The organism is Flavobacterium sp. 90 (assembly GCF_004339525.1).
Lineage (GTDB): Bacteria > Bacteroidota > Bacteroidia > Flavobacteriales > Flavobacteriaceae > Flavobacterium.
Window position 1 is genome coordinate 468484 of record NZ_SMGE01000001.1, and the last position, 23846, is coordinate 492329.

Sequence of the window (23846 nt, forward strand, 5' to 3'; positions counted from 1 at the left end):
TAACGTTAATAAAATATACTTTTAACAAAAAAATAACCACTTAACTAACTAAAATTGAATTATGAAAAAAACCTTACTTTTGCTTTATGCGTTACTAATTCCCTTTGCTTTTTTACAGGCACAGGTGAATACATCTTACTTATGGCACTTGCATCAACCCACGTATTGGGGAGATATCAGTAAAAAGAATCCGAACCGATATCAGATCGTAAAAGAGTCTCAGGATTTAAAAGTTTCCGGTGCTAATAATGACAAAAACGGACTGGCGCATCCTACAAATAATCTTGAAGAAATTTTTGGCACCGGTGATCGTGTTGCGGCTTATCAATTTGCACCAAAAAATGCTATTAATTCGATCAGGGATTTATCCAAAGCCGGAGCGCAAATCACGTACGGTGGTTCTTTGATGGAAAACGTCAACGAACTTGCTCAAGCCAATCAATGGGGATATTCTAATTCCTGGACGCAGAATATTAAAGATGCTAAAGGCTGGAAAACTTCGGGCGGATTTCCTCGTATGGAAGTTGTTTCGTTTACAATGCATCACGCACTTTCGCCACTTTTGAGCGATGAAGCTCTGAAAAAAGAAATTAAAGCGCATCAATATTACAGCGCTCAATTATTTGGTTCTCATGATTCTAAAGGATATTGGCCCGCAGAATGTGCTTTTTCTGAAAGGATTATTAAAACCTTGACAGAATGTGGTATAGAATGGTCTGTTATTGCAAATAGTCACTTGTCCAGAACACTTGCCGATTATCCAATAAAATATGGTTCTGGCGGTACAATGTGTGATGTTCCTAATAAGGCAGATCAGGTAGAAACTACCGGAAACACATGGTTTTCAGCTCAAAAAGATGCTCGTGGCGGTCAGTTTGCCGTGCCGTATTCTTATCTTCCGTACAAGGCAAAATATGTTGATCCGGAAACAGCTCAGGAATACAAAATTACTGTAGTTCCTATGGCTGATTATGAGAGTTATGAGGATGGATATGCCACAATTGGTACTTCGCTGATTGCTCCAATTGTTGCAAAAGCTTCGACTTCGCCAAGACCTCCTTTGGTATTATTTGCGCATGATGGCGATAATGCCTGGGGTGGAGGTTCTTCATATTACAACGAATCGGTTACGGGATTTTCGCATGCATCTGCAGCAAATGGAAATATTCCGACTACAATTCCGCAGTATTTACAAGATAATCCGGTTCCGGAATCGGCAGTTGTGCACGTTGAAGACGGAGCTTGGGTAAATGCCGATGGTGATTTTGGACATCCACAATTTACAAACTGGTTGTGGCCATTTTTTGATCCGGTTACGAAAAAATTCAATCCAAATGGCTGGACGGAAGATATGATGAATCAAGCGATTACAACTGCCGGAGAAAACCATGCAATCATGGCGGAGCAACTGGAAGGAAATAATCTTAGAATGAGCGAAATTGTAAATCCAACATCTGCTGTAAGTCCTGCCGAAAAAGCTTGGCATTTTTTAATGGCGGGTTACGATAGCGGAAATGCTTATTACGGTCTAGCCGAAGATTTAGAAATAAAAACAACTCTGGCCGTGAACCGATGTGTACAATTTGCAAAACCAACTTTGGATGCTCATCCTGGTGTAGATGCTACAAAACCGTCAGTTTTTATTCCGCAGCGATGGCCTTACAATCCGGGAGAAAAAGGATATGGAGCGCCTTATGCTTATAAAGATTTCCTGAATTCGGCAGATTTTACGGTTTATACTTTTGCTTATGATGTAAGCGGAATTCAAAGATCTGAATTGAAATATCGCGTTGATGTCGATGGAAAAAATAGTCTTGCCTCCAATCAAAATGAAACTTATTCTGGTGGTGCCGAAGTTGGAAGCTGGGTAACATTGCCAATGACAGAAAGAGTTTTCCCTAAAGGGAATTTCACTAACAATCCTCAAGCTGATTTGTACATGCTTCCTGATGTAATTGCCAATCAATATTCGGCTGAAATTGCTGGAATATCTGAGAAATTATTAGACTATTATGTTGAAGTTACCGATAAAAAAGGTAATGTGACTAAATCTAAAATTCAGCATGTTTGGGTTGGGAAAAATCTGGATGTTGCTCCAAAAATTGCTTTTACTCCAGATACCAGCAATTCTACAACGGCAATCGATGTAACAATTACAGCAACTGATAGCACAGATCCGAAACCAAAATTGTATTATACAACTGATGGTTCTACTCCTACTCTTTCGTCTGCTTTTGTTGAATCTACCAAAACGCTGAATATTGCACAAACTACAACTGTTAAAGCATTTGCGGTAGACAAAGACGGAAATCAATCTGATATTGTTACTAAAACTTATACGATTGGAGCGATTCCTGAATTCACGGTTTATTTTAAAAAACCTGCCAATTGGAACTCAGCTGTAAAAATATATTACTGGTTGCCAACCGGAACTGCTCCTGCGGTAACCTATCCTGGTGTAGCAATGACGCAGGATTGTGGCGATTGGTATAAATATACTTTCCCTTCTACAGTAACGGCTTCAAATTTATTATTTAATGACGGAACTTTAAAAACTGCCGACTTAAATGCTACTGGCGGAATTAAGTTTTATGACGGCGCCTGGTTAGCTTCCGAACCTGCAAACAGATGTTCAACTGTAATAGCGCCTGATTTTACAATTTCGCAAGCAGGCGGATCTTTTACAACCGGAACAACTGTAAACCTGACTTTGACAGCAAACGTAAACACTTCGACAATTTATTACACCTTAGACGGAACTACGCCTACAACTGCTTCGGCATCTTCTGTTGGTTCTAAAACATTGGCGATAAACAGTACAACTACGCTTAAAGCTTTTGTTAAAAATGCTGCAGGAACAAGTTCTGCCGTTAAAACTGAAACGTACACTTTTAGTACGCCAACTACTTTTACGGTTTACTTTAAAAAACCAACCAACTGGAATTCGGCAGTAAAAATATATTACTGGTCACCAACCGGAACTGCTCCTGCGGTAACCTATCCGGGAGTTGCAATGACTCAGGATTGCGGAGATTGGTATACCTATACTTTTCCGTCGACTGTAAGCGCAACAAATTTATTGTTTAATGACGGAAGCCTTAAAACTGCCGATTTGAGTACAACTGCAGGAATCAAATTCTACGATTCGGCTTGGTTGGGCGCAGAACCTGCCAATAGATGTCCTGTTATTGCTCCTGATTTTACAAATTCAAAATCAGGCGGAACTTTTACAACCGGAACTACCGTAAATGTTGTTTTGACAGCAAACCAAACAACTTCTACCATTTATTATACTTTAGACGGAACAACGCCAACTACAAGTTCAGCATCTGCAATTGGGTCTAAATCATTTGCTTTTACTGCAAATACAACTTTAAAAGCTTTTGTAGTTAATACAAGCGGAGTTTCTTCAGCAATAAAAACAGAAGTTTATACTTTTAATGCCGTTCCAACGCTTACGGTTTATTTTAAACCTCCAACAAACTGGACAGGAATTCCAAAAGTACATTATTGGAATGCTGTTCCATCCGGAAGTGTTGCCAATACAACCTGGCCGGGAGTTGCAATGGTTGCCGATACAAATGGTTTTTATAAATACACCATTACCGGACCAACATCGATAAATGTAATTTTTAATAATGGTTCAAGTGGTTCTGCAAATCAAACTGCCGATTTATTGAATAAAACAGATGGCTACTCTTATACTTGGGGTTCAACAACTTCTAAACTGATTGCCGCTCCAACAACCGAAGAAGAAAGTTATGCCGTTCGTTTATTCCCAAATCCTGTAGATAATACTTTGCAGGTAAACTCAACGATTCCGATAACGGATTATAGTATTATTTCGGCACAAGGAAGTATTGTTCAGGAAGGAAAATCGAATACCAATACCATCGATGTAAGTCGTTTGAGTACCGGACTTTATTTTATCACAATCCGATTGGAAAACGGAAAAGAAACCATGCAAAAAATTATTAAAAAATAAATTCTTTAAACTTTATTAAGACAAATAAAAAGGCCGTTCCGAAATTATTTTCAGAACGGCTTTTCGATTTTTAATTATGTTCAAGATGTTTGAAAGATTGCCAGTATTTGTCTTTATATATTTCGTAACTAATCTCTAACTGATTATACTTCTTAATTATAGCATTTAAAACTTTTGTTGGTTTTCTAAATTCTTTACAAGCAAAATAGATTTCGCGTTTTCCCGCACTTGTTTCTCTTCCTACATTTAAATAACCATCTAAATCTTTAAGATCGAGCATTATTTCATCTTCTATATTATTCAATAATTGATAAGTTTCATTATCTGGCATTCCATTATTATTATTACTTCCATCAAATGGAATTTCAATACTCAAAACCCATGGATGAGAAGCTTTTTTATCCCAATCTAAAACCTCGCTATTAACTATCGCTAAAACAATTTGTCCATCTTTTGTTTTTGCTTCCAGACTCGAATAATTGTCATGTTCTGTATCATGCCTCACACCTTCGTATTTTTCAACAAATTCTTTTTCTCTCCAAATTAAATAATCTTTTAATTTTTCAATTGGAATTAATTCCTCAGAAGTATCTTTTTTACCAACGATCTTTAAACTATCTATTAATGTAACTGAATGCAATTCTCCTAAAAAATTATCTAGAAAAATATAAATACCATTAGTTTGCATTCCCTTTTCATCTTCGACAAAATCGTCATAGATAATCGTTAAATCAATTTCATCTGGATAATCCTTATGTAAATTAGGATAAAACTTTAAATTGTCACTATTAAACTTAAATCCTCCCATATTAATGCTAACATCTTTAATATCTGATGCGGGTTTAAGAGCAGTAAACTTCCAACCTTTAATTATAGGAGCCGCATCAACTAATTCTTCAATTAAAAAAATATTTCTTATTGCACCATCAGGAGTTAAAATTAATTCTGCAGTATGTTCATCGAGCATTCCTGTCAAAAAATAAATTTCTTCATGAATCTCATCCAATTTTGGACTTAATTTCTTAAAGAAATCCTGATCTATATTTTCACCATTTTGAACAGCTTTAAAAAACTCTTTTTCATGTTTTAAGAACCAATTCCAAAAATCACTGTACGTTACTATTGGAGATTCTTTTTTACCCAATATCTTATCTAGAAAACCCATGCATCAAAAAAATTAAATTAAAATTTTACTATAGGCAAACCTAAGAAAAAGCTTTTAAAAACATAATAATATATTTACAAAAAAAAGCCGTTCTGAGATTATTTTTCAGAACGGCTTTTTGTTTTGTACCATTTTTAATGGATTAATCCTTCGCACAATCTTGTCATTTCGACAAAGGAGAAATCACACAAGAAATTCTGCAACGAAAATCGCCAATCTTTGTCGAGCTTCTTGCGAAGATTTCTCCTTTGTCGAAATGACAAACCAGACGAAAATATTATTATGAAAATGATTATCCTAGCCCCGATAGTAGTGGAAATCCTTTTACTTTTTTCTTTAAAAAGTAAAAGATTGAAACGGATAGCGGGATTAGCTCCTAAAAAAAAGATTTGCTTTTATTATAGAGATCGAAATGACAAAAATGTGGGCAAAATCAGTGTGAATCTGCGTTTTCGCTATAGTGAATCAGTGTCATCCGCGTGCCATAAAAACACAGTAACCAATCGTTGTCGATCTTCTAGTGTGATTTCTCCCTCCGGTCGAAATGACAAAAAAACCATAAAAAAAGCCCTTCTAAGAATAATCTCAGAAAGGCTTTTCATTAATAATTTATAACTAATAATTTATAATTATCTAAGCAATAGTATTCAGTTTACTATTTTTTCGACTATAAGTAAAGTAAATAACCAATCCAAGTAGTAACCAAACTGTGAAGTAAATCCAGTTCCAAACACTTAATTCTGCCATCATATAAAGACAACAAATAAGTCCTAATAACGGAATTAAAGAAAGATTTTGTCTGAATGACCAAACTGCTAATCCAATCAAAACAAATATAAAAATCCACATTGGAATCTTGTGTTTGAATAAACTGAAACCTGATTCGTATTTCAATGAATCATTGATTGGCAAACCTTTTACAACGGTAGCATATTTAGCATCGTCGTCTTGATATTGGCTTAATAAATGCTCTAAATCTGATGTTTCGGCAGTTTTATTGTGAACATCAATACTTTCCAAATAATTGAAAACTTTCGTTGATTCTTCTTTATTCAAAGAGGTAATAATTGTCGTTGCATCGTTTGTTTGCGCTTCATTATTGATAAAAGCCATTGTCGCTTTATTATTGAAAGCAAAAGCATAATACAATCCTGCAATCAATAAAACAGGCATAATAAATTTAGAATTGATATAAGGCGTTTTAAACTTCCCTCTTGGAATATCTGTTTTATTCTGCAATACCAAAACTCCTGCACAAACCAATACAAAGGCAAACAAAGTCCCGATACTACATAAATCTGTTACCATTGTTAAGTTCAGAAACAAAGCCGGAACTGCAACCACAAAACCAGTTACAATTGTTGCAAAAGATGGCGTTTTGAATTTTGGATGCACCGTAGAAAATTTCTTTGGCAATAAACCGTCACGGCTCATACTCATCCAGATACGAGGTTGTCCCATTTGGAAAACCAACAAAACGCTCGCCATTGCAATTACGGCACTTACGGCAATAATTCCCGACATCCATTTTAGGTTTAATTTATCGAAAACAAATGCAAGAGGATCTCCAACATTCAGTTCGTTATAACGCACCATTCCGGTTAAAACCAAGGCAATGGCGATGTATAAAATAGTACAAATAATAATCGCCCACATCATTCCGCGTGGTAAATCACGTTGCGGGTTTTTACATTCTTCTGCCGTTGTAGAAATGGCATCAAAACCAATATAAGCAAAGAAAACAGCAGAAACTCCTTTTAAAACTCCGCTAACTCCATTTGGTGCAAACGGATCCCAATTAGCAGTATCAACATAAAATATACCAACCGCAATAACCAAAAGTACAATACAAAGTTTTACAACTACCATTGCATTACTGGCGTTACGAGACTCTTTCATTCCTCTGTAAACCAATGCTGTAATTAAAATAATGATGAATAAAGCCGGTAAATCAGCCACAAAATGGAAAGAACCAATTGTTGGCGCCGTTGTCCAAGCTGTATAAGAAGCTTGTAAAGCAGTACTTAAATTTTCGAATGATTTTCCGCCTTGCATTAAAGCAGTAGCGTCTTTAAATCCGTTTGAAGCCGTTAGATAATCCATTTGAATCCACTGTGGCAAATGAATCCCGCCACTCTGGAGCAGTCCTGTAAAATAATCACTCCACGAAATCGCGACCGTAATATTCCCTACAGCATATTCCATGATTAAAGCCCAACCAATAATCCAGGCGATAATTTCTCCAAAAGCAACATACGAATACGTATAAGCACTTCCTGAAACGGGAACCATCGACGCAAATTCGGCGTAAGCAAAAGCAGCAAAACTACACGCAAGTGCTGTAAACAAAAACAAGAAAATAACAGCAGGACCACCATCTGCACTGGCTTTTCCGATAGTACTAAAAATCCCTGCACCAACAATCGCTGCGATTCCAAATGCAGTTAAATCCCTAGTGGTCAAATGCTTTCCTAATGCATTATGCCCATCTGCTTCATTTTTTGCAACTTGTTTCAGAATATCTTGTACCGTCTTTTTACGGAATAAACCTGATAATGCCATATGTGATTTTGCTTTTAAAATTAATATCTTTCAGTCTTTATGGTTTTATTTTGCAAATAATGTAAAAATTATCCTGATTTCAAACATATAAAGCGATTTTGTTTTATTAGAATATTTTTTGCCCGCGGATTGTGCGGATTAAACTGATTAACGCGGATTTTTTTTGCCGCGAATTGCACAAATTTTCTCGAATTATTCTTTTGTCCGCGGATTTTACTGATCAAACGGATTGACGCTGGTTTATTTTTTTTGCCACAAATTACACGAATTTCCGCTAATTTTTTTGCCACTGATTAAAATGATTTTCACAGATTATTTTAATAAAAATCTGCTCAATCTGCAGAATCTGCGTGAAACAAAAATCTTTTTAATTCTTTTAATCTGTGGCTAAACTTTTTCTCCCGCAGATTTGGCAGATTAAGCAGATATTTTTTGCATAAAGATTAGAAACAAAAAATTCGTGCTCATTCGTGAAATTCGTGGCGAACATTTTTTTACTTTAAACAGCTTTTCAAAATACTTACCGGATGTTGCGCTTCTCTACTCGTTCCGTCATAAATTTGATGACGGCAACTTGTTCCTGCTGCGGCAATTTTTACATCTTGAGCCGTTGCACGCACTTTTGGGAACAATGTATCTTCTCCCATTTGCATACTCACCTGATAATGTTCTTTTTCGTAACCAAAAGATCCCGCCATTCCGCAACAACCCGAATTGTAAATTGTAACCGTATTATTGGTTGGTAAATTCAGCATTGCGAAAGTTGCTTCTACAGAACTCAAAGATTTCTGATGGCAGTGTCCGTGAATTTTGATTTCTTTCTTTTCATCCGAGAAAGAATCCGCTTTTATTTTTCCGTCTAAAATTTCTTTTTTAAAGAATTCCTCAATCGTGAAAGCACTTTTCGATACTTTTTCGGCACTTTCTTTATCATCCGCAAGACGTAAATATTCGTCTCTAAAAGTCAAAATTGCCGAAGGTTCGATTCCTATTAAAGGCGCTTTCGCGGAAATTAAATCCTTAAAAATCCCTACGTTTATATCTGCTATTTTTTTTGCTTCCTCCAGAAAACCTTTCGATAAATATGTTCTTCCGCTTTCTTCATGATCTACGATTAAAACTTCATAACCTAATTTTGTCAATAATTCAAAAGCGTCGATTCCGATATTTACATCATAATAATTCGTGAATTCGTCATTAAACAAATACACTTGTCCGTTTGGGAAATTATTATTTTGCGGTTTATGATTCTCGTACCATTTTTTGAAAGTCCTTTTCGCCAAAAGCGGAACTTGTCTTTCCGGCGCAATTCCCATGCTTTTTTTAACGAGAGATTGATTCGAAATAAAATTCGTAATTGACGGAAACAAACTTCCCATTTTATTCAATTTTGCATTGTGTGCAAAAATCTTATTTCGGGTCGAAAATCCGTTTGCTTTTTGGTATTGGTATAAAAATTCTGCTTTAAGAGTTGCAACATCTACGTTACTCGGGCATTCGCTTGCGCAGGCTTTACAGCTCACACACAACTCAAAAACTTCGTATAATTCTTTCTGATCAAACTTGTTTTCTTTTTCCGAATAAGTCAAATATTCACGTAACGCATTGGCTCTCGCACGCGTCGTTTCTTTTTCATTTTTGGTCGCACGATAACTCGGACACATTGCTCCTCCTGCCGATGGCAATTTTCTACAATCACCAGATCCGTTGCATTTTTCGGCAGCGCGCAAAATTCCTAAACTGTCTGAGAAATCCTGAAATGTCTTAATATCCGGTTCTACTCTGCCCGAAACTACACGATGATTTTCGTCCATTTTCAAAGCATTTACAATCTTCCCGATATTCAAAACCGAATTCGGATCAAACGCTAATTTGATTCTTTTCAGCAATTCATAATTCGTTTCGCCAATCATAAACGGAATAAACTCTCCGCGCACAATTCCGTCGCCATGTTCACCGCTTAATGAACCTCTATATTTTTTAACCAAAATCGCAACATCAGTCGCAATCGTTCTGAACAATTTTAAGTCAGATGTTTTCTTCAAATTCAAAACCGGACGCAAATGCAATTCTCCCGCTCCAGCATGTGCATAATATATTGCCTCTTGTCCGTGACGCAACATCATTGCCGAAAATTCTTCAATATAAGCAGGTAAATCCCTCAACTCAACCGCTGTATCTTCAATAGAATCGGCTGCTTTATTGTCTCCAACAATACTTCCTAAAAGTCCAAGACCGGCTTTTCTAAGTTCGTTTACCTTTTCAATATCGGCACCATAAATTTTTACAAGCGCATATCCAAAGTTATTTTTTTCTAAATCTGCCATTAAAGCATTCGCCTGATTTTCGGCATCTTCAGCATCATGCGAAGCGACCTCAAACATCATAATCGCTTTGGGTTCACCAACCAAAAAGAATCTGTTTTTTGACTGTTCCCGATTCGTTTTAGTACAATCCAAAATCGTGTCGTCGATCATTTCTGCTGTATACAAATGATGTTTCATTGCCACTACAACAGATTCCAGCGATTCCTGAATACTGTGATAATGCGCCACAACCATAATATTATTGGCAGGCGGCAAATCATCAACTTTCAACGTAATTTCATAAGTAAAAACCAGCGTTCCTTCACTTCCGCAAAGCAGTTTTCCAACGTTAATTGTTGGTTCCGTTCCTCCAAACAAATCCGATTTTAACAGAATATCAACCGCATAACCCGTATTTCGTCTGTGAATTTCAGGTTTCGGAAATTCTTTTATAATTTCGTCTTGTGTCGCTTTTACCGAAAGTTCGTCGTAAAGACTTTTATATATTTTATTTTCTAAAGTATCCCCTTTGGTTTTTTCAATAAATTCAGCCGAAGTCAATTCCTTAAAAACTACTTCAGAACCATCGCTCAAAATTCCTTTGATTTCGACAATTTTATCGCGCGTTACGCCATACCGAATCGAAGTAGTTCCCGAAGAATTATTCCCAACCATTCCGCCAATCATACAACGATTTGAAGTCGAAGTATTCGGACCAAAAAATACACCGTGAGGTTTCAGAAATAAGTTCAATTCATCGCGAATAACACCAGGCTGAACCGTAACCGTTTTTTTAATCGGATCAAAATTCAAAATCTTGGTAAAATTCTTCGAAACATCGACTACAATTCCGTCACCAACCGTTTGTCCCGCAAGTGAAGTTCCCGCAGTTCTTGGCGTAATCGAAATATGATGTTTCCCCGCAAACTTGATTAGTTTACTAATATCTTCTATCGTTTTAGGCACGGCAACCGCTTTTGGTCGAATTCGATACACCGAAGCATCCGTCGAATAAAGCGTTTTATGAAGATCGTCGTATAAAAGTGTTCCTTCTAAGGATTCTGATAATTGTTCTAACTCTTTAACTATTGACATTTTTGCTGAATATGATTTCACAAAAATACTTATTTTTTTTAGGTTCACAGGCTCAAAGTAACAAAGGTTCAGAGGATTTCTTTTCTTTGGCTTTCCTGAGTTGAAATTTGGATTTTTTCTATCGGAATTCATCCCAAGTGTCGCCCTGAGCGTAGTCGAAGGCTTATGAAACTTAAACTCGAACAAACAAAAATTGGAATTTGGAATTTATTTATTGGAATTTCATTTTTTATTTGAAGCTATTTCCTGCTGTCCTTCCAATCTTTTGTGCCGAACCCCGGCACAAAAGGATTTTCCCTCCCATCAGGGCTAGGACTTTTGGTTTTATCAGAAAGTTTGTGCTTTTAAAAATTTTTATATAAAAAGATAATTAAACCTATAACACCAATTATCATTAATATCATGCTTATCAACATACTAAAAGATGCAAAAAAAGTAAAAATTTGAACTTTTTCATTATATTTCTTTATTTCAGGCTCTTCATAAAATGCAAGGTCTTCTTCGATTTTAAGAACATTGCGACATATGTTGAAGCTGCAAAATTGTGATATAAAATTAAATATAATTGAAATAGCCAGGCACATTCCAAAAGCTTTCAAAGAGACATTAATAGGCTTGTGATGCTCGTATAAAAATTTCATTAATTCCAACGAAAGATAAATCCCTGCTCCATCAATAGTTATCAAGAGATAATCAAATCTTTGATGTGTCGTTCGAAGATCTTCCCATGTTCTTTTATATAATTCTTTTATATAATCTTCCTTCTTCTTTGATTGCTTTTCTTCCATATTTTAATAATTTCACTTAAGTATTTATCTAATTTTTTTTTGAATTGAAAATTAGTTTTTAATAAAATTCTATTCCTGAAGAACTCTATAACTCATAAAAACACATCCAAAAGGAGTTCCTTCTATTCCCTCAATAATTAACCAACCCAAGATTCCTTTATTTATAAGTTGATATAATTCGTATTCGACATAATCAGGACTATAATTTAATTTTTGATATTCCGGATGCGTTCTAATAAACTCTGAAAATTTCCATTGCGAAAACTTAATTTCGTTTACAATTATATCATATTCATAAATGACTCCATCTTTTTCGGCTGTACATCCACTTCCATGAAACCAATAGTCAATTCCTTCGATAGTTCCTTTTCTTTCGAAAAAGGTATATGAAAACGAACATGGATTTATTTCTTGTTTGTATTTCTTTTTTAATAGAGTTTCAAAACTTCTTATAAAACTGATATAGTCATGTAGAATTTTTTCGATCATAATTTATTACAAATTCCTAATTTGAATTATTTATCCAAACTTAATATTATAAACGTAAAGAACTATTTCCTTTAAAAGCAAAAAGAAACAACGCGATCAAAATCACACAGAAAACTAGAGAATAAGCTCTTAATTTTTTATTGACAACATCTGGAATCTCAAAAGTAATAGTAAATAAATACAGAAAAAGTCCCACAAAAAATAAACCAAAAGTAGAAATAAGCATAAAAAGAGAACCTTCACCAACCACAACTTGTTTCAATGTTATAATTTCCTGAATTGTATAAAAAAGAAAATATATAAACCAAACCCAATATAAAAAATGGAATAAATATGCGAATGTGCTTTTCATGTTTTATTTAATCGTTACAAATATTATTTACAATTCGAATATAACCTATTTTCTATAATGCCTGGAATTAATTCAAAACTTCTTTTTACGCCTTGTAAACTGTCTTTTCTGTTTTTAAATAATTACTTTTTTAATTAGCGGAAAAGTCCAAAGCTTATAAAACTTAAACTCGTTCATTAATCATCAAGCAAAAATTAAAAAGTCAATTTCTATGATCTTCTTTGCCAAGCTAGATTACAACTTATTTTTATCCAATTTACTTCTAAGATAAGCAATTTCATTTTTTAAATTAGCAATCTGTTCTTTATACAATTCACGTTCTAAATTAAAAGATTCAATAATTATTCTTTTTTCATTACTATCCATCTCTTTTGAACTAATTTCAGTTGTTCTTGTTAAAAATTGACTCTCACTAAAATCAATGATATAATTCACATCAAGTTCAAAAATTAAGGCCACTTTTCTTAATCTTTCTAAATTAATCTTTGTCTTACCTCTTTCAATATCAGAGTATGCAGATTGCGATATCTCTAGCAAATCAGCAATATATTCCTGAGAATATCCCCTAATAATTCTGATTTTTCTAATTTTTTCTCCAATCATTTTTTTTAACAAAAATAAGAAATAACTTATAATTTTAGATTTTAATTATAAAGTAAAACCTATAAATTATAGGTAAATATTGCTTTAGTTTTGAAAATATTAACAATCTAAAACCAGTAATTATGCAGAATGGAAAATTATTTTTAGTATTATTTTCAATACTAACTTGCTGTTTATCTTGCGAAAAAGATCATAATAGTGAATCAAATGAAAAAATAGTTTCGATGGATAAAATTAACATTGAAGGCGGAAGAATTTCTTTTCCAAATAAAGCTACTTTCTCTGAATTTTACAATACATCTAAAAAAGAAGACAATGATGAGATTGCTTCCATGTTAGAAGAAAAATTCTACAGAAAAGATTTTTATTCTTTAAAACCTATTGTCAATGATAAAACAGAAATTAAAGAAATTCAAAAACACTTTGCGAAAATTAAACAACATCAATTGACTAACAAATCAAAAAATGCTAAAAACACCTCACAAATAGTAGATGGAATATTACTGGATGAGGCAATAATTGATCACTATGATATAGTAGAAGATATAATAGGTGACGAATTTTTTCTTAGTCTTCTAAATGAAAATGCAGAAATACAAGTTGACGACATAATATATAAATATACCGATCAGGGAATTTTATTTTGCAATAAAGAAAATATAAATGAACTGTATACTTTCATGAGTATTTATCAAATTAAATCACTTAGCGATATCGGAGAAGTAGACGTTCATCAAAAATATCCAAAATTTAATCCTAATGGTGGTTTAAAACAGGTTACAGCCCATATAAGCTCATTTGTTGATGATAAAGGAACCGAGAATATTTCTAATTCTATAACCAATATTTCTGCAAAATCAATGGCAACGGAAGCCCTCATGGCTTCTACTGATCCTGTTTTTAACAATGTTGTAAATAATCTTCAAATATGCAATCCAAGTAGTCCCTGGTTAGCAAATCTTTTTGGACAAACTAAAATCTGTACAACAAATTACGAGAGCAAGCGTCGAGTAAAATTAAAATACTATAATGTAAACTTGTTTTTAGCATTCTCAATTGGAGTCAATGTAAAACATCAATTTAGAGGCTGGACTGGAATTTGGAGAGAGGAAAACACAGATTCAGTTGCTCTTGGAGTAAATAGTGTAACGTGGTTTTTTGACAACTCAAAGGTCTTTAGCAATCCTTATAATAGCATGATCGTGAATTATTATGTAGCTGACACCGGAAAACTTTACACCAGTTTAAACAGTTATAATAATGCTATATATGCTGGAACAGACAAACCTGTCCCTAATTTACCAATTAAAAAACTTGACATGATAATTGAAGTTGCCGCCGACTTTATAGGTAAAGATCTCACAGAAAATGAAACACGAAAATTATTCTATGGATCAATATATGGACAAGCTGAAAAAATTATGAAATCACTGAACAAACCAATGAATGAAATTGGAGTGATCCTAAATCAAAGAGGACAGACTATTGTTCAGTATTATAATCTAGGCGCAAAATGCACTAATTGTTCTGAAAAACAAAAACCATTCGATTGGGGAGTAGTTACACCAAAAATGACATACACTTTTGGAGCGGGGAATGGTGGTAATTTTAATGTTAAAACTGGTTTTAATGACTTAAAATTTGATTTCAAAAACCCTAAAGTTACAGGATTAAATATATATGGAATGGCAAACAAACACGGAAAATGGTATGGTTTTAAAATGGTATTTTAATATTTTATTCTTAATTCCGATAATGGTTTATTCTCAGAGAGAAGAATTTAAAAATAAAGGATTTAGCGTTGATGCATCAGCGCTAATCCTATTCCCTTATGATTTCAGTATACCATCAGAACACGATGAAATATCTGAAACTAGTACAAAATCTAAAATATTAGGTACAAGCATACACTTAAACTATTACATCTCTAAATGTTTTGCTTTCACGGCAAGTAGTGGTTATGAATCTATCAACCAGCCAAAAATTGATTACATCCCAATTACTGGCGGAATTAAATGGGTTTTGAACGACACAAAAGAAAGCCTGTTAACCTCTTTTGATTTGGGCGGACATTTGGGACAAGTAGAAAAATTTGGTGTTTTGATGAGAATTGGTGTTGGATATCGATTTGTGATTGCAAAAAAAATACTTGGAGATTTTGAATTGTGCTACTCTCATCAAAACTTATATAAAACATTTACCAATTCAGACAATCAAAAAAAGGACTATCACAATATTGAAAGCGCCGGATTTAAAATAGGAATAGAAATATATTAATAATTTAGAGTATGAAACTATCAAAAATAATAACCCTTTTACTCGTATTAACATTTGGGACAAAGAGTATATCGCAAAATAAAGCAACATTAGAAAAATCTATTTTTGGAATAGAAACCGGTTTTTTAGGTTTTTGGGTCAATAACGAAACCAGATTGATTTCTCACTTATCATTAAAAAGTGAATTAGGTCTTGATGCAGGCTTTTTTGGAGGAGCATCTGATACCAAAATTGGTACTGTACTTGTTCCTGTGATTACGTTAGAACCGAGATATTATTACAATATTGAAAAAAGAGCACGTAACAATAAAACAACATCGAACAACAGTGCTAATTTCATTGCATTGAATTTAAAATATCAACCTGATTTATTTGTCATTTCAAATAGTGATGTTGATGCAATAACTAACATTTCTATTATTCCTAAATGGAGTATACGCAGAAACTTAGGAAATCATTTTCATTATGAAACGGGTTTTGGTCTTGGTTACAGATATTTTTTAGAAAAAATAAATACTGAAAAAGGAGAAGTAGCTGTTGATTTACACTTAAGAATTGGATATAATTTTTAAAATAAATAGAAAACCCTCGATCTTAAAAAATCGAGGGTTTTTTATTCTCTTGATTGATTTATTTGAACAGGTATTAAGTCAGATTCCAATACCTAACAAAATTGTACAGCGCATAATTTATAATACTATTTTTGGTTTCCAAAAGACTTCGAAGACCAGAAGAACTGCAGTGATTTCCAACCTATTTATTGACGCTGAATGAATTCCTAAAGTTCTTTATAAAAAATTTTGCAAGTTCCTGTGTCTTGCCTTTTTTTATAGTACATATCAAAGCTTGTTCTTTTCCTTCAGACTGAGCAATAATTATAAGACTATCACTATCTTTAATTATTTTGTCCTTTACTCCACTTGCTCCACCTAAAATTGCACCAATTGGTCCTAATATTAACCCTCCAACAATTGCTCTTTTAAGTACAGAACGTTCTTCAATATCAATTATTCCACCTGATTCCAGAGTTATACTTTTTATATCAGAATTGTTAATAGCAAGATAATAAAGTTTGAAATTATGCATGATTGAAATTTCAATTCCATCGGAATATTTAGTAAAATTTACCAATGGATTTATTTTAAAAAAGTTTTGTTCCCCTAAAGCATCATCAATTTCTTCGATACCTGCCCCGTATTCACATAGCCCAACTATTTTTTTAGGCGACCAAAAGCCTTTTTTACCTATTGTTTTTTCAAGTTCACTTTTCTTGATTAATTTCATATTATCGCTTTATTAATTAGTTTATTTTTTGGCTATGCTAAATCCTATATATTTACAGCATCAAATTAGGATTAATTATTACGAATATAAAACTATTTTTATTACGAATATTATTATTATTTTTTGAAATGTAGTTTAATAAATTATCGTACACTTTTTAATTAATATGTACATAAAAAACTTTCTAATTGCTTAAGAAGTTTTTGATAACTCATGTACTTTGCATATTATTTTAAAATGATAAAACTCAGCTAAATCAACACACTCTAGCTCCAGCATCTATAAAACTTCTAATTCTGGAACTTTTTGGGTTTAGCTACGTTACGATTGTATCTATTTTGTCGAGATAAGAACTTTGTCTGAGGCGTTGATCATTTCTTTTATGATGATGGAGAATTCATATAGCATTACGGAGTTACTTGTGGAAATTTATCCTCCGTCGAAATGATAATATTGTGTTTAATTAGACTTTCGTGTAGGCATAAATATTACAAATTAATTTCACAAAATAATTCGTGATAATTCGTGAAATTTGTGTTTAATTGAAATTTTAAATTACACCAACCAAATTAAAAAATGATTTCATAACTAATCCGAAACCAAAATGTCTTCAAGCGCCATCTTAATTTTTATCATTGCATATTTTGGACTGTTATTGCTGATTTCGCAAGTCATCAGTAAAAAAGGACAAGACAATGATTCGTTTTTTAAAGCCAATAAAAATTCCAAATGGTATTTAGTTGCTTTTGGAATGATTGGAACTGCATTGTCCGGCGTGACTTTTATTTCGGTTCCCGGCGAAGTAGGATCACCAAACGGAGAACAATTCAAGTATTTTCAGTTTATTTTAGGAAACGCGATTGGGTTTATTATTGTCGCCAAAGTATTGCTTCCGTTGTATTATAGAATGAACCTTACCTCGATTTATGGTTATATCGAACAAAGAATGGGCAAAAACAGTTATAAAACTGCCGCTTCTATTTTTTTGGTAAGCAGAACCGTAAGTTCGGCTTTTCGATTGTATTTAGTGGTTATTGTGTTACAGCGTTATGTCTTTGATTTTTACGGAATCCCATTTCCTATGACCGTGTTTTTAGCTTTAACGCTAATCTTTTTATACACTTATAAAAGCGGTTTAAAAACCATTATTATTACGGATACTTTACAGACTTTTTTCTTAGTTACTTCTGTTTTTATCACCATTTATTTTGTGTGCGACAGTTTGAATTTAACCGTAATTGAATCTGTTTCAACCATTCGAAAAAGTAACTATTCTCAAGTATTTTTCTTTGATAATTTCTTAACCAGCAAATACCATTTCGTAAAACAAATTCTTGGCGGAATCTTTGTAACCATTGCGATGGTTGGACTTGATCAGGATTTAATGCAAAAAAATTTAAGCTGTAAAAATATCGGCGAAGCACAAAAAAACATGTTTACGTTTACGGGCGTATTTGTGCTTATCAATATGATTTTTCTAAGTTTAGGCGCTTTATTATACCTCTATGCAAACCAAAACGGCATCTCAATTCCGCTTGATTTAGTAACCGGAAAACCAAGAACAGATTTACTTTTTCCGGAAATTGCGCTGAATCATTTGTCAATTGTTCCGGCATTTGTTTTTCTATTAGGAATTATCGCCGCCACTTTTGCCACGACAGATTCAGCTTTGACAGCTTTAACCACTTCTTTTTGTGTGGATTTTATGGGAATGGACAAAACAGAAAACCTTTCTAATTCCAACAATATTAAAAGAAGACATTTGGTCCATTTTGGATTTTCGATAGTATTATTTCTGGTCATTATTGTCTTGAATTCTTTTAATGATAGTTCTGTAGTTGCCTTAATTTTCAGAGCAGCATCTTATACTTATGGACCGTTATTAGGTTTATATGCCTTTGGATTATTACAAAAATCAAGACGCGTAAACGACAAAATCGTTCCTGTAATTTGTATAATCGCTCCAATTTTGACATATTTTGTGAGTGAACATTCGGCTTCAGTTATAGGTTATACTTTTGATAATGAACTTATAATCTTAAACGGATTATTCACTTATAACGGACTTTATTTTACGGGCAAAACTTCTAAAGAAAAAATCTCTTTTTAAGTCATTTTCTACGTAAAATAATCTGATTTTAGCATTTCAATTCAACGGACTTCATAAAATTCAATTTTCATGAACAAAAACATAACCGCACTTTACCAAATCGCGCAAAAGGAAACCCGAAAAATCATCGGATTAATGTCAGGAACTTCGCTTGACGGACTCGATATTGCGTTATGCGAAATTTCGGGCTCAGGTCAAAATACCGCTGTCGAAGTAACTCAATTTGAAACTATCGATTACTCGGAAGAAATTAAAATTGAGATTCGTAAAGTTTTTGCGAAGAAAGAAATTGATTTTCAGCATTTGGTAATGCTCAACGAATGGATTGGTATTTTACACGCCGAAATGATCAACGCTTTTCTTAAAAAACGTAATATTTCTTCCGATGAAATTGATTTAATTGCATCGCACGGTCAAACGGTTTTACACGCTCCAAAGTTTTTGCATCAACAGGAGAAATTTCCAAATGCTACTTTACAAATTGGCGATGGCGATCATATTGCGGTAAAAACAGGTATTATCACTCTGTCTGATTTTAGACAAAAACATATTGCCGCAGGTGGCGAAGGCGCTCCATTGGCGGTTTATGGCGATTATTTTTTATTTGGAAAAAAGGGAGAAAATCGCATTATGCTAAACATGGGCGGAATTGCCAATTTTACTTTTTTGCCTGCTTCTCTAAATGCCGAAGAAACTTTTGTAACCGATACCGGAACCGGAAATACCTTAATTGATCTTTTTACAAAACAATATTATCCTGAAAAAAGTTACGACAAAGACGCCGAAATAGCCCAACAAGGAATCGTAAATAAATTGTTATTAGACAATCTGAAAGACGATGCGTTTTTCAGTCAGGAATTTCCAAAAACTATTGGTCCGGAACTTTTTGGCGAAGCTTACGTAAAAGCTGCTTTGGCAAAAAGCAATATTGATACAATTTCTGCTCCGGATTTATTGGCAACTTTAACCCGTTTTAGCGCCGAAACAATTGCCGAAGCGATTTATTATTCTGTAAAAAACAGCGCTTCTAAACTTGAAGATTTCAAAATCTATATGTCGGGCGGAGGAACACATAATCCGTTATTAGTAAAATGGCTAAAAGAATTATTGCCTTGTGAATTTCACAAAACTGATGATTTGGGGATTTCGGGCGATGCCAAAGAAGCAGTTTTATTTGCCATTTTAGCCAATCAAACCGTAGCGGGAGAAGATTTTAATTTTGGTTCTTATCAAGGAATTCCATCTGTAACAATGGGAAAAATTTCATTACCTCAATAAATAAAGCATTGTTGAATGTAATTAATTTTAACACATAAAAGAAACATAGAATTTTGCAAACTAAAAATAAGTATTTCAATTTTTAAAAACACATATAACTGTTCCTAATTATGAGATTTCCGAAATATTACCTTGCGCATTGTTCTGATTAAAGTTCAGAACCCGGAAAATATTTCAGAACAAATAAACGTTAGAGATTAGGTCTGCCGATATTGAATAAATCCGTTTTTTGAAAATCAAATGATAGTGTTCCTTACTTATTCCGTACTATATATAATTTTATCGAGTTGTTTATTATGGTATTTTTACAAAAAAGGGCATGATTTTTAAGGTATAAATTCGACGAAAAAACAAGAGGAACTATTCTAATATTATAATTTCTTATACTCATCTAAAAAAACTATTTTTGGTTTCTGTTAAAAAAGATTGAAATGCATAAAAATCAGCTACTATTATTCTCTATACTATTTTTATTTTTCTTTGGATGGAAATCCAACGCACAGGAAAGAACTGTACATCCTAAAAACGAATTTAGAGGTGTCTGGATTGCGACCGTTGTAAATATCGACTGGCCAAAAACTGCCACTGATGGTGTAGAAAAAGAAAAAGCAGATTATATTGAGATTTTAGACGCTTATAAAAAACTAAATTATAATGCCGTAATCGTTCAGGTTAGAAGCGTTGGTGATGCATTTTATCCTTCAGAACTTGCTCCGTGGTCACGATTTTTGACTGGAAAAGAAGGTCAGGCGCCAAACCCGTATTACGATGTATTGGCTTGGATGATTGAGGAAGCGCACAAAAGAGGTTTCGAATTTCACGCTTGGCTGAATCCTTATCGTGCGACTTTCGACTTAAACAAACAACAATTAAGTCCAAATCACGACATTTTTAAACATCCGGAATGGATGATTGAATATGGCGGAAAAATATATTATGATCCTGCTTTGCCTGAAGTTCAGGAACATTTAACCAAAGTTGTAAAAGAAGTTGTAGATAAATATGATATCGATGCGATTCACTTTGATGATTATTTTTATCCTTATACTGTTCCCGGAAAAACATTTAACGATACCACATCTTACAAAAAATATGGCGCAGGTTTGAGTCTTGGAGATTGGCGTCGTGCCAATGTGAGCAACTTTGTTCACACTATTTCGACAACTATCAAAACCAGCAAACCTTGGGTACAATTCGGGATAAGTCCGTTTGGGGTTTGGCGTAATAAATCAGTAGATCCAAAAGGTTCTGAAACTCAATCAACAGCAAATTACGACGATTTGTATGCAGATCCTGTTTTATGGATGGACCAAAAATGGATCGATTATATTCTGCCACAATTGTATTGGAGCATGAATAACCCAAGAGCCTCTTATTCGAAATTAGTAAAATGGTGGTCAGAAAACTCTAATAATACAGCACTTTATATTGGACACGCTTCTTATAAAATTAGAGGCGACGGTGACAAAAGCTGGAATTTTGCTACTGAACTTCCAAATCAGGTTGATTTTGCCAGAAGTTTTAAAAATGTTGGCGGAAGTGCTTATTTCAGTTCTAAATGGTTCATGGATAAGAACTTTGATGTGGTGCGTTTATTAGCAGAAAACCAATATAAATATCCGGCACTTCCGGCTGCGGTTCCTAATTTGAAACACATTGTAATTGATACTCCGGTTTTTAACGAATTTCAAAAAGACAGTACAAATAAATATGTATTCAATATTAAATCTCCATTAAATACTCAGGTTCGTTATATGGTGATTTATGGAGGAGAAAATGTCTCTAAAGTAGATATTAATGATCCATCGAAAATAGTTGACAAAATCGCGGTTAATCAATATGACGGAACAATTGTATTTTCTATTGCTGCCGAAAAAATGAAACAGTACAAAGCTTGTGCTGTAACATTTATTGATTATTTTGCAAACGAAAGTACCCCAACTGCAATTGACTTAAAAAAGAATTATAAAATCTATACCCCTGCACAACCTGATGAAAACAGATAATAAACCCTGGTTCTGGATTCCGCTTCTTAATTTTGCATCCGGTTTGCCTTATGCCGTAATTATCTCCGTTTCGGTAATTATGTACAAAAAACTCGGAATCACTAACAAAGACATTGGCCTTTACACCAGTTTATTATATCTGCCTTGGGTAATCAAACCGTTATGGAGTCCGTTTATTGAATTATTCGGAACTAAAAGAAAATGGTTTTTATCGATGCAATTATTGATTTCGATTGCCTTTTTATTAGTAGGTTTTACCATTCCTACAAGCGGTTTTTTCATGATGACTTTGGCTATTTTTTGGGTTGCTGCTTTTGCTTCCGCTTCGAATGATATTGCCAGCGATGGATTTTATTTATTGGTTTTACCTGAAGATAAGCAATCTTTTTTTATCGGAATCAGAAGCACCTTTTATAGACTGGCAATGTTAGCCGGAAACGGATTAATCGTTTTATTAGCAGGACATCTGGAGCGCAAATACGGAGACAATACCAAAGCCTGGTCGTATACAATGATTGCTGTTGGTTTACTAATGACTTTTATAACGGTTTATAATTTTTTCTTAACACCAAAAACCGAAATAAACGCACGCGAAAAACCTATTGATACTAACAAACAAAGTTTTGCAAGCATTTTTGCAAGTTTCTTCAGGAAAAAACAAATTATAATAGTTCTTGCTTTTATACTATTATTCAGATTAGGAGAATCGCAATTAATCAAAATGCTGACGCCCTTTTTAGTAGATCCAATTAAATACGAATTAGTTGAAACCGGATTAGACGAAGGTCAGACAAAGGCATTAGAATTATACAATTCAAAGGTAAAAAATGGAGAAAAATTATCCGATTTAGAATTACAATCACTTTATTCTAAACTGCCTATTTTAGTGGAAATGAGAGATCAAAAGAAACCACTGGCAGAAGTAAAAAACAAAGATAAAGAAGAATATAAAAATGCAAACAAGGCCAGAATTGATTTTGTAGATTTATTAATTGCTAATAAAGGAAATCAAAAAACAATTAAAAAAGGCGGCATGGGACTTGAGACCGAAGATATTGGTCTGATTTATGGAACTTTTGGATTAATGGCTTTGACATTAGGGGGAATTCTTGGTGGGATTGCAATCTCAAAACAAGGTCTTACAAAATGGATGCTTCCAATGATTTTGACCATGCATTTACCTATAATTGGCTTTATCTTGTTGGCGCATTTTCACCCCGCTTCCATTTATTATATTTATGCTGTTGTAATAATCGAACAGTTTGGTTACGGTTTTGGTTTTGCGGCTTTCATGATGTATTTGATTTATGTAGCTGAAGGAGAATCCAAAACTGCGCATTACGCTCTTGCAACCGGATTTATGGCTATGGGAATGATGTTGCCTGGAATGGTTAGCGGTTATATTCAGGAATATTTAGGCTACGGAAATTTCTTTATTTGGGTATTTCTAGCTACGATTCCTGGAATTATATTATCACGTTTTTTAATTTTCCCAAAAGATTTTGGGAAAAAATCTGAAGAAGTTTAACCCCCAAATCAAACATCT

At 33.7% G+C, this 23846-nt stretch carries 16 protein-coding genes; 8 read left to right on the forward strand and 8 right to left on the reverse strand.

From position 1 onward, the window contains the following. Positions 1 to 61: 61 nt before the first annotated feature. A complete protein-coding gene (locus C8C83_RS02015) occupies positions 62 to 3985 on the forward strand; it encodes a starch-binding protein (protein ID WP_121326202.1) in 3924 nt (1307 codons plus the stop codon). A gap of 70 nt (positions 3986 to 4055) precedes the next feature. Here C8C83_RS02015 and C8C83_RS02020 read toward each other — a convergent pair whose 3' ends face one another. The 7 genes from C8C83_RS02020 to C8C83_RS02055 form a co-directional block, all read right to left on the reverse strand. Further along, positions 4056 to 5150, reverse strand: a complete 1095-nt coding sequence (locus C8C83_RS02020; protein WP_121326203.1) for a DUF695 domain-containing protein — start codon at positions 5148 to 5150, stop codon at positions 4056 to 4058. A 633-nt stretch (positions 5151 to 5783) separates the two neighbouring features. Then, the gene (locus C8C83_RS02030) at positions 5784 to 7712 is read right to left on the reverse strand and encodes an amino acid permease (RefSeq protein ID WP_121326205.1); all 1929 of its coding nucleotides are present in this window, start codon (positions 7710 to 7712) and stop codon (positions 5784 to 5786) included. Positions 7713 to 8206: 494 nt separating this feature from the next. Then, on the reverse strand, positions 8207 to 11113 hold the full coding sequence (locus C8C83_RS02035) for an FAD-binding and (Fe-S)-binding domain-containing protein (RefSeq protein WP_121329920.1): 2907 nt from the start codon (positions 11111 to 11113) through the stop codon (positions 8207 to 8209). 344 nt (positions 11114 to 11457) lie between these two features. After that, the gene (locus C8C83_RS02040) at positions 11458 to 11901 is read right to left on the reverse strand and encodes a hypothetical protein (RefSeq protein ID WP_121326207.1); all 444 of its coding nucleotides are present in this window, start codon (positions 11899 to 11901) and stop codon (positions 11458 to 11460) included. A gap of 69 nt (positions 11902 to 11970) precedes the next feature. Further along, a complete protein-coding gene (locus tag C8C83_RS02045; protein WP_121326208.1) occupies positions 11971 to 12390 on the reverse strand; it encodes a hypothetical protein in 420 nt (139 codons plus the stop codon). A gap of 46 nt (positions 12391 to 12436) precedes the next feature. Beyond that, positions 12437 to 12742: a hypothetical protein gene (locus C8C83_RS02050; RefSeq protein WP_121326209.1), complete on the reverse strand. Its 306-nt coding sequence runs from the start codon at positions 12740 to 12742 to the stop codon at positions 12437 to 12439. A 234-nt stretch (positions 12743 to 12976) separates the two neighbouring features. Then, positions 12977 to 13345, reverse strand: coding sequence for a helix-turn-helix transcriptional regulator (locus C8C83_RS02055; protein ID WP_121326210.1), 369 nt, complete (start codon positions 13343 to 13345; stop codon positions 12977 to 12979). A 224-nt stretch (positions 13346 to 13569) separates the two neighbouring features. Between C8C83_RS02055 and C8C83_RS02060 the strand changes: the two genes are divergently transcribed. The 3 genes from C8C83_RS02060 to C8C83_RS02070 are packed head-to-tail and all read left to right on the forward strand — an operon-like array spanning position 13570 to position 16194. Continuing rightward, positions 13570 to 15078, forward strand: coding sequence for a hypothetical protein (locus C8C83_RS02060; protein WP_132011637.1), 1509 nt, complete (start codon positions 13570 to 13572; stop codon positions 15076 to 15078). Further along, positions 15026 to 15622, forward strand: a complete 597-nt coding sequence (locus C8C83_RS02065) for a hypothetical protein (protein ID WP_121326212.1) — start codon at positions 15026 to 15028, stop codon at positions 15620 to 15622. Before C8C83_RS02060 ends, C8C83_RS02065 begins: the two co-directional genes overlap by 53 nt. Positions 15623 to 15633: 11 nt before the next feature. Next, on the forward strand, positions 15634 to 16194 hold the full coding sequence (locus C8C83_RS02070) for a hypothetical protein (protein WP_121326213.1): 561 nt from the start codon (positions 15634 to 15636) through the stop codon (positions 16192 to 16194). Positions 16195 to 16375: 181 nt separating this feature from the next. On the opposite strand, the gene C8C83_RS02075 is transcribed toward C8C83_RS02070, so the two are convergent. Further along, positions 16376 to 16906 carry a hypothetical protein gene (locus tag C8C83_RS02075; RefSeq protein ID WP_121326214.1) on the reverse strand — a complete coding sequence of 177 codons (531 nt, stop codon included), beginning with the start codon at positions 16904 to 16906 and terminating at the stop codon, positions 16376 to 16378. A 604-nt stretch (positions 16907 to 17510) separates the two neighbouring features. Between C8C83_RS02075 and C8C83_RS02080 the strand changes: the two genes are divergently transcribed. The 4 genes from C8C83_RS02080 to C8C83_RS02095 all read left to right on the forward strand — a co-directional run bounded on the left by C8C83_RS02080 (position 17511) and on the right by C8C83_RS02095 (position 23828). Then, positions 17511 to 19016, forward strand: a complete 1506-nt coding sequence (locus C8C83_RS02080) for a sodium:solute symporter (RefSeq protein ID WP_121326215.1) — start codon at positions 17511 to 17513, stop codon at positions 19014 to 19016. Positions 19017 to 19085: 69 nt separating this feature from the next. Further along, a complete protein-coding gene (locus C8C83_RS02085) occupies positions 19086 to 20294 on the forward strand; it encodes an anhydro-N-acetylmuramic acid kinase (protein ID WP_121326216.1) in 1209 nt (402 codons plus the stop codon). Positions 20295 to 20725: 431 nt separating this feature from the next. Continuing rightward, a complete protein-coding gene (locus tag C8C83_RS02090; protein WP_121326217.1) occupies positions 20726 to 22300 on the forward strand; it encodes a family 10 glycosylhydrolase in 1575 nt (524 codons plus the stop codon). Further along, entirely contained in the window at positions 22287 to 23828 is a 1542-nt protein-coding gene (locus C8C83_RS02095; protein ID WP_121326218.1) for an MFS transporter, read from the forward strand. The genes C8C83_RS02090 and C8C83_RS02095 overlap by 14 nt, the downstream gene beginning before the upstream one ends. The last annotated feature ends 18 nt before the right edge of the window (positions 23829 to 23846 follow it).

Coding starts and splice junctions, on each gene's coding strand:
- C8C83_RS02015 (WP_121326202.1), top strand. CDS start 62: ATGAAAAAAACCTTACTTTTGCTTTATGCGTTACTAATTCCCTTTGCT.
- C8C83_RS02020 (WP_121326203.1), bottom strand. CDS start 5,150: ATGGGTTTTCTAGATAAGATATTGGGTAAAAAAGAATCTCCAATAGTA.
- C8C83_RS02030 (WP_121326205.1), bottom strand. CDS start 7,712: ATGGCATTATCAGGTTTATTCCGTAAAAAGACGGTACAAGATATTCTG.
- C8C83_RS02035 (WP_121329920.1), bottom strand. CDS start 11,113: ATGTCAATAGTTAAAGAGTTAGAACAATTATCAGAATCCTTAGAAGGA.
- C8C83_RS02040 (WP_121326207.1), bottom strand. CDS start 11,901: ATGGAAGAAAAGCAATCAAAGAAGAAGGAAGATTATATAAAAGAATTA.
- C8C83_RS02045 (WP_121326208.1), bottom strand. CDS start 12,390: ATGATCGAAAAAATTCTACATGACTATATCAGTTTTATAAGAAGTTTT.
- C8C83_RS02050 (WP_121326209.1), bottom strand. CDS start 12,742: ATGAAAAGCACATTCGCATATTTATTCCATTTTTTATATTGGGTTTGG.
- C8C83_RS02055 (WP_121326210.1), bottom strand. CDS start 13,345: ATGATTGGAGAAAAAATTAGAAAAATCAGAATTATTAGGGGATATTCT.
- C8C83_RS02060 (WP_132011637.1), top strand. CDS start 13,570: ATGGATAAAATTAACATTGAAGGCGGAAGAATTTCTTTTCCAAATAAA.
- C8C83_RS02065 (WP_121326212.1), top strand. CDS start 15,026: ATGGAATGGCAAACAAACACGGAAAATGGTATGGTTTTAAAATGGTAT.
- C8C83_RS02070 (WP_121326213.1), top strand. CDS start 15,634: ATGAAACTATCAAAAATAATAACCCTTTTACTCGTATTAACATTTGGG.
- C8C83_RS02075 (WP_121326214.1), bottom strand. CDS start 16,906: ATGAAATTAATCAAGAAAAGTGAACTTGAAAAAACAATAGGTAAAAAA.
- C8C83_RS02080 (WP_121326215.1), top strand. CDS start 17,511: ATGTCTTCAAGCGCCATCTTAATTTTTATCATTGCATATTTTGGACTG.
- C8C83_RS02085 (WP_121326216.1), top strand. CDS start 19,086: ATGAACAAAAACATAACCGCACTTTACCAAATCGCGCAAAAGGAAACC.
- C8C83_RS02090 (WP_121326217.1), top strand. CDS start 20,726: ATGCATAAAAATCAGCTACTATTATTCTCTATACTATTTTTATTTTTC.
- C8C83_RS02095 (WP_121326218.1), top strand. CDS start 22,287: ATGAAAACAGATAATAAACCCTGGTTCTGGATTCCGCTTCTTAATTTT.